This is a genomic window from Pseudoalteromonas sp. 31A1, assembly GCF_011378815.1.
Taxonomy (GTDB): domain Bacteria; phylum Pseudomonadota; class Gammaproteobacteria; order Enterobacterales; family Alteromonadaceae; genus Pseudoalteromonas; species Pseudoalteromonas arctica.
In genome coordinates this window covers 98,083-110,821 of the sequence record NZ_WTKY01000014.1, presented here as the reverse complement: position 1 = coordinate 110,821, position 12,739 = coordinate 98,083, and the positions used below count along the sequence as shown (strand labels likewise).

Here is a 12,739-nt window from a genome sequence, read left to right as displayed (position 1 = left end):
CATTAATAAATGTAGTGTAACCAGCTAATAAACCTAATTTGTGCAGAGCCAAACCATTGCCCAATTGTCGATTCTGGTAATAATTGTACTGTTGCACGTGACCCGCTCGGCATGTTTGCTATTAAGTCTTGATGATTTACGAGCTTTAAATGAATGCGTTGACGCTGTGCATCGCGTACCCAACGATTGCTGGTTTCTGTTGTACTTAGTAAACCATTTGCACTAAGTTGACCGTTGCTAACACCTGCTTCAAATGTTTCTAGTATTGCGTCGTAAACTTCACCTGGGCGGCTATCAAATACTACGCGCGCTTGAGTGCCTTGCTTCATATTTGAGAGTGACTTTTCTCTAAAGTCGGCAACTAAATCGGCTTTTTTAGCGACAATAGCTAATAATGGGCTACCTGCAACAGCATACGCGCCGTCTAATAACTGTAAGTTAGCAACTACGCCGTCACTTAGTGCACGTACTTGCGTGTAGGATAAATTTAACTCAGCCTGCGCTAACTGGTTAGCAGCATGACGCATAGCTAAGTTTTTATTACCTGAGTCACCTCTAGCTAAAACTGCTTCAGCTAACTGCGCTTCTAGAGCCGCAACATTTGCTTTACTGGCTTCAAAGTTAGCACGAATGCTTTCAAGCTCTTGCTCCGATATAGACTTTTGAGTATAGAGTTTTTCGCCTCTGCTTTTTAATAGCTTTTGCTCATGCTGCTTAGCATTTGCAGCACTAATTTGTGCTTCAAGGGCTTTAACATTGGTATCAAGACGCTTATTTTGTAATTTGGCATCATCAAGCGCGAGTTGAGCTTGCTCTTTGGCTAAATTATATGGGCCTTCATCGATACTAAATAATATATCGCCCGCTTTAACTGGTTGGTTATTATTAACTTGCACACTAGTGACTCGGCCACTAATTTGCGGTGATATTTGCACAACAGGGTGGTATACACGTGCCTGTGGTGTCACAGGTAAAACCATATCGGCCACTAAATAGTAAATAAATACTAAGATAAACCCTATGAGAGAAAACCTTACATAGCGTGCAAACTTTTGATCCGGTGTCATTTTTAGCCTTACTTATTAACTTGAATACATTTAAGGGCGTTTTGCTCTATTTTGATCAAACCAAATGCAATGGCATCTAGCTGCTCAACAGATAAACCGCTGTATAACTGATTTTTTATATCGGAAATGGTCTCTTGCAATGAATGTAAAATGGCATCACTTTGCTCAGTAAAATAGAGTCTTTTACTGCGCTTATCATGTTTGTCTACACGGCGAACGATTAACGATTGCTCCTCTAATTGCTTAAGCGTGCGAGTCAGTGAAGGCATTTCTATCCCTAAGCTATTAGCAAGTTCAAGTTGTGTTAGTCCCTCACCACGCATATTTATATGCATTAGTGCAGTCCAGCGCGACTGAGTAAGCCCCAAAGGCTCAACAGCAATGGTTACTGCTTCGCGGCATAAGCGATGAACTCGGCCCATATTACCGATAACGGTTAAATCGAGCGTCTCGTGAAAAGGTTTTTGTGTAGGCATAGCCATCCCAATATAGTTAGCAAGCTAACTATTTTATCATTACTTAGCAAGCTAAGTAAATATGCGTAAGTGCGAGAAGTGGCAAAATATTTGCTAAACCTCACCTGTAAAAAAATGGTGAGGTTTAGGGAGTTTTAAAAGTTAAGTAAATTAGCTGGGGAGTATTGATCGGTAAGTACTTTTGTATCTGCAGGCCAATCTTGGCCGTCTTTAGTAAAGTGCATAAGTTGGCTAATCGCTTTTATATCTACACCGTATTTTACTAATTTAGGGGCGAGAGCATTAACACGCGTGTTAATTTGCGCTTCGCTCGGTATTGATTTAAGTCCCGCTAAAATAATACGGTTGCTGCGATTTTCGCGGCTTACATTTATAAAGTCGCCAAATACAGCGTGGTAAGTTGCCGACTCATGCTCATAAAGTTTACTACTTGAAAACGTATTTGCGGCAATAACGCCACCATCGGCTAATACGCTTTGTACTTCTTCAAAAAACTCTTTAGTGAGCAAATGCTCCGGAATATAGTCACCGTTAAACGCATCCAAAATAATCCAATCGTACTTTTGCTTTTTAATAGCGGCGCGCTTTATAAAAATACGGCCATCTTGCACGCTTGATGTCACTAAGTCGTTTTCTATAAAGTTAAAGTAATCGCGTGCAACTTTAGTTACTGCAGGATCTATTTCAACATTATGAATATTTGCAGTGGGGTATAGCTCATGAATAACATTAGAAAGCGTACCGCCACCTAATCCTATAATAAGTACACTTTTAGGGTTGTCGGTTACTAAAAGGCTCGCAAACGTCAATTTTGTGTAATTAAAAACAAGTTTGTCGGGATTGCTTTTATACATGCAACTTTGGCTTGTTTGGCTACTTTTAGTATTAAATTTAAGGCAACGTAAGTCGCTCGTTTCTTCAACAATAATATTGCGATAAAGCGAGCGTTCTTCATGAATAACCTTACTAAACGCAGAACCTGAAAACACAATTAATGGCAGTAGCAAATATTTAAGCATGAGCAAGCCCCTTATTATTAACCAAGGTATTAATAACAATCGCGACTAAACCCAGTGCCCCAAGTGTTAAAGCAAAGGCGCTAATAATTGTATTTACGTCAAACGCGAGCACAAAGTAAAACGAGGTAATAATAGTACCCAGGGCACTGCCAAGCGTACTTACAAAGTATAAACGCCCAGCCACTTGGCCGCTTTTATCGCTATCTGTTACCAGTAAGCGCACAGAGTAGGGCGAGATCATGCCTAAAATAACGGTAGGTATAAAAAATAAAGCAGTTGACGCTAAGAGTGAGCCGTAGCGGCTATCTTCAATATGGGTAAATATAAATTCCATTATAGGCTGCGAAAATAATGTAATAGGAACAACCATAATGCTGGCAATTAAAAATATTAAACCATATTTGGTAAGGGATGCATTTTTAGTGCTGAGTTTACCACCAAGTAAATACCCAAAAGATAAACTAAGCATAAACACAGTAATTATACTGCCCCAAATATGCACGCTACTGCCAAAAAAGGGGGCAAGAATCCTCCCACCTAAAAGCTCAATGCCCATTATGCAAAAGCCGCTGCAAAAAGCTAAAAAGTAAATTAACGCGTTTGTTTTTATGCTCATGAAATTATCGTTATGTAACTTAAGTAGAACACTATACTAACGTGATGCATACAAAGCTGCTAGGGCCTGTTGACCTTTCAGGATTAAAAATTGTTCTATCTAGGGGCGATTTAATCGCGGCGCGAGGTTTGTAACCTAGTGGGCTCGGTAACTGCTCCTGCGTTACCCTACTGGCTTACATCCATGTAAGAATAAGTAAAAACCGAGCAAAGCTTCCGCGTCCTGCTCACGCCCCTTACCTACATCCATGCAGGCAACAAAGAGTTAATCGTCCCTAGAAAGAACCCAGAGGGCAGCGCATGTTTGGTATTTATGCTGCGTTATCGCCCATTAATGGGGAATAACCACACTACATAGGCTCTGCCTTGCCTAAAAAACAAACATGCTGCTGCAAATTTAACCTCGAAAGATAAATAGGCCCTAGGGTAATAATTAACCTAAGTTTAATTTAAAAAAGAAGTTTTGTTATAGCAATTTGTTAGTTAGTTGAATTCTGATCTATTTAGCTTGCCTAGGCCCTCGCGATTTAATACTTAAGACGCTTTTTCATTTAAATTAAATTTCTTAAGTTTTCTTTAAGTTTCACTCGTTAAGTTTAAACCCTGAAATATAAACAGGTTTAAATGAGCGAGCTTATGCAATTAGCCCACACTTCTACATCATTAGATTTAACACAAAATAACAGTCAGTTTATTAGTGCTCGTATTGATGATGTGCATCGAAAAAATCTCGAAAATACAGTGAAAGAAGGTTTTTTAGTTGCGTATAACGCTAAGCTTACTTCTTTTATGCCACTACTTTGCCAATACGTTACCGAGCAAGGAAAGTGCACGTTAGGGCTAAGGCAAGCAACTTCGCCATTGTTTATTGAGCAATATTTAGCATCACCCGTTGAAGATTTTTTAGATGAAAGTATTTCTCGCAATAAAATTTTTGAACTTGGTAATCTCTGCTCTACAAATCGAAGAGCAACACTTGCACATTTTATTATTGTTAACGAAGCTCTGCAAAGTGTGGGGGCAAAACATTTAGTGTTTTGTGCAACCAACAAAGTGCGTGCTTTATTGCGCTTACTTGGTGTTACGTGTACCGAAATTGCACTTGCGAGCAGTTTTGTAGTTGAGAACCCATTAAAGTGGGGCAGCTATTACGCCAACCAACCAACAGTATGCATTGTGAGCCTAGAGCAAGCTCACCAACAAGTATTAAATACCCCAATGCTTTATAGTTTGATGCAGCAAAACCACTCAAATATCAATTCTTTGGTAAACGCATTGGTGAATGTATGAACTACTATAATACTCATTCAGTATCGCCATTAATTATTGCCCATAATAAAGATCTAACACGTGAAATTAACGGTGATGAGTTTAACCAGCAAATACAAAAAGTAGTAAAAATACTACAAAGCTTTAACGGCAAATGTGTCGCTTATAAGCTCGATAATACGCCAGCTTGGCTTGTTATTGATGCCGCTACTGCGGTTTCTAATAAAGTGGCTGTGCCAATTGCTCACTTTTTTAGTGAACAACAAACTCAATATGTACTAGCGCAATGCGGCGCTAATGTATTTATGAGCGACACGCTAAACCCTTTATTTGGGGAGCCGACCGCATCAATCAATTTATTTGAGTGTTACACATTATATATTTACGAAATTGTTGCAGCTAAACCCGTCAGTTATTTTCCAGAAACTCAAAAAGTAACGTTTACATCAGGATCGACTGGGCAACCAAAAGGCGTGTGTTTATCTACAAAGAGCCAAATGCAGGTAGCGCAATCGCTGTGCGATAAAATTAATATTAAAAACCCTGTTCATTTATGTTTATTGCCGCTTGCTGTATTGCTTGAAAATATAGCCGGTGTGTATGCCCCTTTAAAAAGTGGCGGTACAGTGCATTTAATGCCGTTAAATGAATTAGGCTTTGTTGGAACTACATTAAAACAGCCCGCACAGCTTATAGCTGCTATTGATAAAGTTAAGCCAAATACGCTTATTTTAGTGCCTGAACTATTAGCATGCTTAGTCGCTTTTGCAGAGCAAGGGTGGCAACCGCCTAGTTCGTTACAGTTTATTGCAGTAGGTGGTGCGCTTGTCAGCGAAATGCTAATAGTTAAAGCGCGTAGCTTAAACTTACCGGTGTACCAAGGTTATGGACTTTCTGAGGCGGCATCTGTAGTTAGTTTAAATACGCCCACAAACGATAACCTTCACAGTGCAGGCTCTGTGTTACCTCATATTCAAACCAAAATTGAAAATGGCCAGCTTTTTATAAAAGGCGATTTGTTTTTAGGTTACTTAAATCATCAACCTCACGACAAAAACCAGTGGTATGCAACCGGCGATCTGGTCGATCAGCATCAAAATACCTTATTTATTAAAGGCCGCTTAAAAAACCTAATTATTACCAGCATGGGGCGCAATATCAGTGCCGAGTGGCCTGAATCACTATTACTAAGTCAAAGCGGTATTTTACAAGCGGTTGTGTTTGGTGAAGGTCGACCTTTTTTAACCGCCATTATTTATGCCGATTCAAAGCTAAGTAACCCAGCGTTAGCGCAATACATTAACGCAATTAATAAACAACTACCCGACTATGCACGAATTCAAAAATGGCATCGTTTAACTGCCCCATTAAGTGTGCAACAAGGATTATTAACCACAAATAATCGCCCAAAACGAGATGCCATAAGTAAGCAGTACCATGCTGTGTTTGAGCAATTTTACCGACTTGGAGAAGTAATTAATGAGTGATTTTTTTAACACCCTTAAAGAGCAAACTAAACAAGAGCAAAACTATCTGCTTGCAGCACCTATTATCCAGCGTGTTTTTAAAGGCGAAGCATCACTTGAAGAATACGCCTCGTTTTTAGCACAAGCGTATCACCATGTTAAGCACACAGTGCCATTAATGATGTCGGTTGGTTCGCGATTAACTGACGATCAAGAATGGCTGCGCGAAGCGGTCGCAGAATACATTGAAGAAGAAATAGGCCATCAAGAGTGGGTACTTAACGATATTGCAGCCTGTGGTTTTGATAAAGAAACAGTGAGGTGTAGTCAGCCACAATTTGCTACCGAGATGATGGTGTCGTATGCGTACGACTCCATTGCACGTAAAAATCCTTTGAGCTTTTTTGGCATGGTGCATGTACTTGAAGGTACTTCGATAGCGCTTGCTGATGGCGCGGCTTCAAACATTGCAAATGCTGTGGGCTTACCTAAAAAAGCATTTAGTTATTTAACCTCTCACGGCGCGCTTGATATAGAGCATGTAAAGTTTTTTGAAAACCTGATGAACCAAATAACAGATGAGGCGGATCAAGAAGCCATACTTCATGGTGCAAAGCGCTTTTATCGTTTATACGGCGATATATTTCGTGGACTCGATGATGAACCGTTTTTTAAAGCAAGTGCACAAGGCAAATCGGCATGAGCAGCTCTTTATGTGTGCTAACTGGTGCAACAGGCGGAATAGGGCAAGCAATTGCTAAAGCCCTATATGCAAAAGGGTGGACGTTACTGCTTGTAGGGCGTAATACGCAAGCTCTTGAAAAACTGAGCCGTGAATGCCCAGACAGTGAAACATTTACTGGCGATTTAACCGACGATACAACACGCATTAACTTAGCAATAAAAGCCAAGCAACTCGGTGGCGTTAAATTACTTATTAATAACGCTGGCGTAAATACGATGCAAAGCCTTGAGCACACAAGTTCTGAGCAAATAGATAATATGCTGACTACTAATTTGTCGGTGCCTATTAAATTATGCCAGCTATTTTTAGGGCAGTTACAGTATACCAAAGGCACCATTGTTAACGTGGGATCATCGTTTGGCAGTATTGGTTACCCGTTTCAAACACTTTATTGCGCCAGTAAATTTGGTTTACGTGGTTTTAGTGAAGCGTTATCGCGTGAGTTAAATGGTTCAGGCGTTAAAGTGACCTATTTAGCACCAAGAGCAACAGATACCTCTATTAATAGCAGTAAAGCGCGGGCAATGAATAAAGAGCTCGGTAATAAAATGGACTCGCCAGAATTAGTTGCTCAAGAGTTATTAGCACTTATAAGTTCGAACCAAACAAGGCGCTTTATTGGTTTTCCTGAAAAATTATTTGCACGCATAAATGGCGCATTCCCAAGCGTTGTTGATAACGCTATTGCAAAACAACTTCCTAAAATCAAACGCTTTTTAAGTTAACAAACACATACAAGGGCAAAATTATGTATAAATTTACACTCGCATTATATTTAATATTAACGGCTGTATTTACGACCGCAGTACAGGCAGATGAAGCGCAAGACTTAACCTCAATTCAACAAAAGTGGGCAATTGCCAACTACGAACTTGAAGACGATGCGCAAATAGACGCGTTTACGCAACTAAGTGAGCAAAGCGCGTTATTTGTTAAAAACTACCCAAGCTCAGCACAAACACATATTTGGAATGGAATTGTGTTAGCTAGCTTTGCAGGTGCAAAAGGGGGCTTGGGTGCACTTGGTTTGGCAAAAGAGGCAAAAGTGTCACTTGAAAATGCACTCTCAATAGATGGCACTGCATTAAATGGCTCAGCTTACGCAAGCCTTGCAACGCTTTACAGTAAAGTACCTGGTTGGCCAATTGGTTTTGGTGATGACGACAAAGCTGAAAAATTATTTAAACAAGCGCTCGCTTTTAATCTCGAAGGCATTGATACTAATTACTTATACGGTGAATATTTGTATGACGAAGGCGATTATAAACAAGCTAAAGCACGACTACTTGTAGCACAAGCTGCGGGCATTCGTGATACTCGTGCAAAAGCAGATGAATATCGCCAACAATCAATAAGCCAGCTATTGGTAAAAGTAGATAAAAAACTAAAAAGATAAACACATAATGCATTTATTACTCGTTGAGGATGATCATTTAGTGGCGCAAGGGCTTATTCGCTCTTTGCGTCAAGAGGGCTACAGTGTAGAGCATAGTGGCACAGTTAAGCATGCCTTAGAGTGCCTTTCTAGTGGTGAAATTGAGCTTGTTATTCTCGATTTAGGATTACCTGACGGCGATGGCTCGCAAGTTTTAAAGCATATTAAAGCGCAAAAAAAAGTAATACCGGTGGTTATTTTAACTGCTCGCAGCAGTATTGACGACAAAGTCCAAGGGCTTGACATGGGCGCTGACGATTACCTTGCAAAGCCGTTTGACCCCGCTGAGCTATTTGCCCGTTTACGTGTAGCAAGTCGGCGCATTAACCAAACACAATCAAGCTTATTGCGCTGTGGTGATGTAGTAATGGATACATCTGCTCATACAGTTACACAAAGTGGGCAGTCACTTACACTACCGCGGAAAGAATACATGCTTTTAAAAGCGCTGATGGAAAATCAGGGAAGGGTGCAATCAAAACAACAACTCGAAAATAAACTTTACCAATGGGGTGAAGAAGTTGGCTCTAATGCCATAGAGGTCCATATTCATCATCTTCGTAAAAAATTCCCTAGCGATTTTATTAAAACCTTACGTGGCATTGGCTACGTAGTTGGTAAGCGTTAGGGTGTGTTTATCTTTCGAGGTTGAAAATGTCTATTCGTAAACGCCTGACCTTAATTTTACTTTCAATGATGGTGCTAACTTGCTTTTTAGCATTAGTAAAAGGCTATCAAAAAAGCATGCACCACGGCGAAAACTTGCTTGATAATGAACTTAAAATAGTGGCTGGCGTTTTAATTGAGCAACCATTGGTACTAAGCACAGATGCAGTACAAGTAAGTAATAATAGCGCTCAGTTGTTGTATCAAATTTGGCAAAATAATAATTTACTTAGTGGCTCATCGAGTTTAACGAATAACCAAATTAGTTTTAGCGAGGGCTTTCAAACAGCCAATGTAGCAGGGCAGCGTATGCGGGTATTTGTGATGAGTAAAAACACCCGTAAAGTCATTGTTGCTGAACCTATGGCAAAGCGTTTTGAATTAGCTGAAGCCGTTATTTTATCTGCAATGTTACCTATGCTATGGGCAGTCCCTCTGCTTGCTATTTTTATTAGCTTTTTTGTTAAATACGCATTAGCCCCTCTTACCCGATTATCTAAGCAGTTGGCGTCTCGCCAAGCTAACGACTTTACGCCAATTAACTGGCAAGTAACCGACGAAGAAATTAAACCGGTTATTAATCGTTTAAACGACTTATTTAAACGCGTAGAAACCGCTTACTTACGAGAGCGCTTTTTTGCCTCAGATGCAGCTCACGAATTACGTACCCCGCTCAGTAGCTTAAAAATTAATGTACATAATTTGGCTAATAAACAAAGTAATCTGCAAGACCATCAAGAATTACAAGCCATGTCGCAGGGCATTAACCGCTTAAGTAATATTGTTGAACAAATGCTAATTTTAGGGCGCACCCAGCCTGAGCAATGGCAGAAGCAGTTTAGCGAGCAATCATTGCTAACCATTACCCAACAAGCCGTGTCGGAGCAATACGATAAAATAGACGAAAAAAACCAAACGATTAGCCTCGAAGGCGATGATTTTGTAATTAATGGTGATGAGTTTACATTAACGACCCTTATCTCTAACTTGCTCAGTAATGCGATTAAATACACACCTAGTAACGGTCAAATTATAATTAAATTAGCATCAAGTAATAATGACTATAGTTGGCAAATTGATGATTCTGGTGCGGGGATGACTGAAGAGCAAAAAGACCGAATATTTAATCGCTTTTATCGCGTAGGTGGCGATCAACATCCATCAGGCGAGCAAGGTGCCGGTTTAGGTATGGCGATTGTTCAACACATTATTGCTATTTATGACGCAAAAATTCATTTAGCGAATAGCTCTTTAGGTGGATTAACCGTTAAGGTTACTTTTACAGGAGTAAAAAGTGACTAAACGTTTATTCAATCAATGTCTTTGTTGTTTGCTATTTTTGTCGTTTAACGCGGCGAGTAAAGAGTACCTTATTATTTTAAAAGATCATTTGTTTTATCCCTCGCAAATAATTATTCCCGCAAATAAAAAAGTAAAACTATTGATAGAAAACCAAGACAGCACACCAGAAGAGTTTGATAGCTTTGATCTAAACAGAGAAAAAGTACTCTACCCAAATCGTAAAAGCATTATTTATATAGGACCGCTAAGTAAAGGGCATTACGAGTTTTTTGGTGAGTTTTCGCCAAATACAGCAAGGGGCGTTGTTATAGTTAGCGATGAAGGGGCGCAGCATGCTAATAACTAGTTTAGTCATGAGCCTTAACCAATTACTACCTGTGGCTATTTTATTAGTATTACTACAAGTAGTTAAAAAACAGAGCTCTTTGCGAATATATTCTGCTTTATTAATAGGCGCGGTAATGTCGTTTTTGTACATGCAAAGTGCGTCGTGGGTGAGCCAGTGGTTTGAACACCAAGGGTTAGAGTACTCACAAATAGGGCTATGTATCACTATATTTATTGCTGTATTGGTATTTGCACTAAAGCAAAAGTCAGCGGCATTTTATATCGCAGTTATAAGCACAATAACGCTCTATTTAAGCCATTATATTATTTACCTCACCAGTTTTTGGCAAAATAGTGATGCAGGGCAAAGCTTATTTATTGGCACTTTATTAGGTGTTGGAATTTGTTTAAGTTTTAGCGTATTGCTGTACTTTTTAATGAATGCAATTAAGCACCGTTTTGGTATGTACCCGCTTTTTACTTTGCTTGCTTTTAACAGCGCGGCTAAGTTATTAGTTGCATTGGATTTGGCAAGCCAAATAGATTTAATTACAAACACCTCAACAGTGTGGGATTTACGCGATGTATTAAGCGAAAACTCTGAGCTAGGCCGCGTATTGCGTGCTCTTGTTGGTTACGAGGCCACTCCTGATTTAATGAGTGTACTTATATATAGTACAAGCAGCGTGTTATTTTTATTACTTTGTTATGTTATTCCGGCTTCAATAACTAAGGAACGTGTATGAAAGCACTCAACTTATATTTAGCACTTAGTTTTACCGCTTTTTGTGTGTTGTTACTTCCAACCCAAGCGAATGCTGATGGTATTGTTGTTGATAAGGTATATCACCCCTATGTTTTGCCTTTTGAGCGTGAATTTGAGTGGCGATTAGTGTCGCACCAAACAGATAGTGGCAACATACTAGCGCAGCGTTTGGGTGGTGGCGGTGCTATTAACGATACAATGGCACTCGAAGGCTATTTAGTTGGTGAGCGAGACGACAACGGCGACTTTGGATTAGAAGCTTATGAGCTTGAGCTACGTTGGCAATTAATTGAACAAGGTAAATTATGGGCTGATTGGGGCGCGTTGTTTGAGCTTGAAAAAAAACATAACGAAGATGTGTATGAGGCAACCTCGGGTTTTGTGATCGAAAAAGAATTTGGAAAAACAAGTCTTACGCTAAATGCTTTTTTGGTTTATGAGTGGGGGCAAGACATTAAAAACGAATGGGAAAGTGAGTTTAGAGCACAATATCGCTATCGATATCGCTCTGCTTTCCAGCCTTCTATAGAGGTTTACCTAGGTGAAGACTTTATTGGTATAGGGCCTGGCTTTATAGGTTTACAGCGCTTTGATGGGCAAAAGCAATTAAAATGGGAAGCGGGTTTCATCACTGAGATAAGCCAATCAGAAAAAAACCATAGTTTTAGGCTCGCATTAGAATTTGAATTTTAATAACCAATGATAGCTGTTTTGGTTGTTTATCATTCTGATCATAAATGTGTACTTGACATATTATTTAAACTCTATATAGTGGGCCGCAGCTAGAAAGAAAGCATGTAAGCTATAAATCTCCATTTCGATATAAGTAATACTTGTAGTACCGTCCTGAAGTTTTTAAAGTACCATCTCATTTTTTGCTACACCCGCTCTTATGAGCATATTTTTATTTTTATTTCAGGATATTACAATGTCTAACATCGTATCAGGTACAGTTAAGTGGTTTAACGAGTCTAAAGGTTTTGGTTTCATCGAGCAAGAAAATGGCCCAGACGTTTTCGCACATTTCTCAGCAATCAAAAGCGAAGGTTTCAAAACTTTAGCTGAAGGCCAACGTGTAGAGTTTACTCTTTCACAAGGTCAAAAAGGTCCACAAGCTGATAACATCACAGCTGTATAATTTTACTTTTTAAGTAAAATGAAAAAAAAGCGCTTAAGGCGCTTTTTTTGTGTCTGAAATTTGACTCAAACCAAGCAACGCCCATTATCAATGTAAATTAACTAAATGATATTGCTATTATTTAGCCCTCCTAATATTCGTTTTTCTATTCTTCTAAGTCATTGCGCTAATGCAAGTGAGTTTAAGCTTGTAATTTATACCGAACATTTCTCCCTTATAATTTCAAAACAACAAATTCAAAACGACAAAGACCAGCTTGTTAGTAGTACTCTCAATATTGTAAAAGGTATTTGCACAGCTATTGATATAACCTGCGAGTTTAAATTGCTACTTTGGAAGCGTGCTTATAACTTAGTTTAAAAGCCCCTTACTTTGGCATTGTTTCAATAATTAAAAACATCGAACGTGACCCTCTATTTAATTGGGGTCAGCCGCTAGCATCTAGTAA

Annotated in this window: 15 protein-coding genes; 11 read left to right on the top strand and 4 right to left on the bottom strand. The window is 39.3% G+C overall.

Features of this window, described 5'->3' with window-relative positions:
* Positions 1 to 2: 2 nt before the first annotated feature.
* From GQR52_RS13685 to GQR52_RS13670, 4 genes are all read right to left on the bottom strand, one after another.
* A complete protein-coding gene (locus GQR52_RS13685; RefSeq protein WP_121953524.1) occupies positions 3 to 1,067 on the bottom strand; it encodes an HlyD family secretion protein in 1,065 nt (354 codons plus the stop codon).
* Between the two features lie 8 nt (positions 1,068 to 1,075).
* Positions 1,076 to 1,543, bottom strand: a complete 468-nt coding sequence (locus GQR52_RS13680) for a MarR family transcriptional regulator (RefSeq protein ID WP_007583567.1) — start codon at positions 1,541 to 1,543, stop codon at positions 1,076 to 1,078.
* A gap of 134 nt (positions 1,544 to 1,677) precedes the next feature.
* Positions 1,678 to 2,562, bottom strand: a complete 885-nt coding sequence (locus GQR52_RS13675; protein ID WP_024592422.1) for a fused MFS/spermidine synthase — start codon at positions 2,560 to 2,562, stop codon at positions 1,678 to 1,680.
* Positions 2,555 to 3,178, bottom strand: a complete 624-nt coding sequence (locus tag GQR52_RS13670; RefSeq protein ID WP_007583564.1) for a fused MFS/spermidine synthase — start codon at positions 3,176 to 3,178, stop codon at positions 2,555 to 2,557. Before GQR52_RS13670 ends, GQR52_RS13675 begins: the two co-directional genes overlap by 8 nt.
* A gap of 635 nt (positions 3,179 to 3,813) precedes the next feature.
* Here GQR52_RS13670 and GQR52_RS13665 point away from each other — a divergent pair.
* The 11 genes from GQR52_RS13665 (at position 3,814) to GQR52_RS13615 (ending at position 12,291) form a co-directional block, all read left to right on the top strand.
* Positions 3,814 to 4,467: a thermostable hemolysin gene (locus GQR52_RS13665; RefSeq protein WP_033026818.1), complete on the top strand. Its 654-nt coding sequence runs from the start codon at positions 3,814 to 3,816 to the stop codon at positions 4,465 to 4,467.
* A complete protein-coding gene (locus tag GQR52_RS13660) occupies positions 4,464 to 5,933 on the top strand; it encodes an AMP-binding protein (RefSeq protein WP_165728807.1) in 1,470 nt (489 codons plus the stop codon). Before GQR52_RS13665 ends, GQR52_RS13660 begins: the two co-directional genes overlap by 4 nt.
* A complete protein-coding gene (locus GQR52_RS13655; RefSeq protein WP_165728806.1) occupies positions 5,926 to 6,615 on the top strand; it encodes an iron-containing redox enzyme family protein in 690 nt (229 codons plus the stop codon). The genes GQR52_RS13660 and GQR52_RS13655 overlap by 8 nt, the downstream gene beginning before the upstream one ends.
* Positions 6,612 to 7,382: an SDR family oxidoreductase gene (locus GQR52_RS13650; RefSeq protein WP_165728805.1), complete on the top strand. Its 771-nt coding sequence runs from the start codon at positions 6,612 to 6,614 to the stop codon at positions 7,380 to 7,382. The genes GQR52_RS13655 and GQR52_RS13650 overlap by 4 nt, the downstream gene beginning before the upstream one ends.
* Positions 7,383 to 7,405: 23 nt before the next feature.
* The gene (locus tag GQR52_RS13645) at positions 7,406 to 8,053 is read left to right on the top strand and encodes a hypothetical protein (protein ID WP_165728804.1); all 648 of its coding nucleotides are present in this window, start codon (positions 7,406 to 7,408) and stop codon (positions 8,051 to 8,053) included.
* A 7-nt stretch (positions 8,054 to 8,060) separates the two neighbouring features.
* A complete protein-coding gene (locus tag GQR52_RS13640) occupies positions 8,061 to 8,720 on the top strand; it encodes a response regulator transcription factor (protein WP_165728803.1) in 660 nt (219 codons plus the stop codon).
* A 26-nt stretch (positions 8,721 to 8,746) separates the two neighbouring features.
* Positions 8,747 to 10,060: an ATP-binding protein gene (locus GQR52_RS13635; protein ID WP_165728802.1), complete on the top strand. Its 1,314-nt coding sequence runs from the start codon at positions 8,747 to 8,749 to the stop codon at positions 10,058 to 10,060.
* A complete protein-coding gene (locus GQR52_RS13630; RefSeq protein ID WP_024591521.1) occupies positions 10,053 to 10,406 on the top strand; it encodes a cupredoxin domain-containing protein in 354 nt (117 codons plus the stop codon). Before GQR52_RS13635 ends, GQR52_RS13630 begins: the two co-directional genes overlap by 8 nt.
* Positions 10,393 to 11,133: an iron transporter gene (locus GQR52_RS13625; protein WP_165728801.1), complete on the top strand. Its 741-nt coding sequence runs from the start codon at positions 10,393 to 10,395 to the stop codon at positions 11,131 to 11,133. The genes GQR52_RS13630 and GQR52_RS13625 overlap by 14 nt, the downstream gene beginning before the upstream one ends.
* Positions 11,130 to 11,846, top strand: coding sequence for a hypothetical protein (locus GQR52_RS13620; protein WP_165728800.1), 717 nt, complete (start codon positions 11,130 to 11,132; stop codon positions 11,844 to 11,846). Before GQR52_RS13625 ends, GQR52_RS13620 begins: the two co-directional genes overlap by 4 nt.
* Before the next feature lie 235 nt (positions 11,847 to 12,081).
* Positions 12,082 to 12,291 carry a cold-shock protein gene (locus GQR52_RS13615; RefSeq protein ID WP_002959120.1) on the top strand — a complete coding sequence of 70 codons (210 nt, stop codon included), beginning with the start codon at positions 12,082 to 12,084 and terminating at the stop codon, positions 12,289 to 12,291.
* The last annotated feature ends 448 nt before the right edge of the window (positions 12,292 to 12,739 follow it).

What these genes read in the sequence shown, in the direction of transcription:
- GQR52_RS13655 (WP_165728806.1), top strand. Translation starts at nt 5,926, where the DNA reads ATGAGTGATTTTTTTAACACCCTTAAAGAGCAAACTAAACAAGAGCAA.
- GQR52_RS13670 (WP_007583564.1), bottom strand. Translation starts at nt 3,178, where the DNA reads ATGAGCATAAAAACAAACGCGTTAATTTACTTTTTAGCTTTTTGCAGC.
- GQR52_RS13635 (WP_165728802.1), top strand. Translation starts at nt 8,747, where the DNA reads ATGTCTATTCGTAAACGCCTGACCTTAATTTTACTTTCAATGATGGTG.
- GQR52_RS13660 (WP_165728807.1), top strand. Translation starts at nt 4,464, where the DNA reads ATGAACTACTATAATACTCATTCAGTATCGCCATTAATTATTGCCCAT.
- GQR52_RS13685 (WP_121953524.1), bottom strand. Translation starts at nt 1,067, where the DNA reads ATGACACCGGATCAAAAGTTTGCACGCTATGTAAGGTTTTCTCTCATA.
- GQR52_RS13650 (WP_165728805.1), top strand. Translation starts at nt 6,612, where the DNA reads ATGAGCAGCTCTTTATGTGTGCTAACTGGTGCAACAGGCGGAATAGGG.
- GQR52_RS13620 (WP_165728800.1), top strand. Translation starts at nt 11,130, where the DNA reads ATGAAAGCACTCAACTTATATTTAGCACTTAGTTTTACCGCTTTTTGT.
- GQR52_RS13665 (WP_033026818.1), top strand. Translation starts at nt 3,814, where the DNA reads ATGCAATTAGCCCACACTTCTACATCATTAGATTTAACACAAAATAAC.
- GQR52_RS13615 (WP_002959120.1), top strand. Translation starts at nt 12,082, where the DNA reads ATGTCTAACATCGTATCAGGTACAGTTAAGTGGTTTAACGAGTCTAAA.
- GQR52_RS13645 (WP_165728804.1), top strand. Translation starts at nt 7,406, where the DNA reads ATGTATAAATTTACACTCGCATTATATTTAATATTAACGGCTGTATTT.
- GQR52_RS13625 (WP_165728801.1), top strand. Translation starts at nt 10,393, where the DNA reads ATGCTAATAACTAGTTTAGTCATGAGCCTTAACCAATTACTACCTGTG.
- GQR52_RS13680 (WP_007583567.1), bottom strand. Translation starts at nt 1,543, where the DNA reads ATGCCTACACAAAAACCTTTTCACGAGACGCTCGATTTAACCGTTATC.
- GQR52_RS13675 (WP_024592422.1), bottom strand. Translation starts at nt 2,562, where the DNA reads ATGCTTAAATATTTGCTACTGCCATTAATTGTGTTTTCAGGTTCTGCG.
- GQR52_RS13640 (WP_165728803.1), top strand. Translation starts at nt 8,061, where the DNA reads ATGCATTTATTACTCGTTGAGGATGATCATTTAGTGGCGCAAGGGCTT.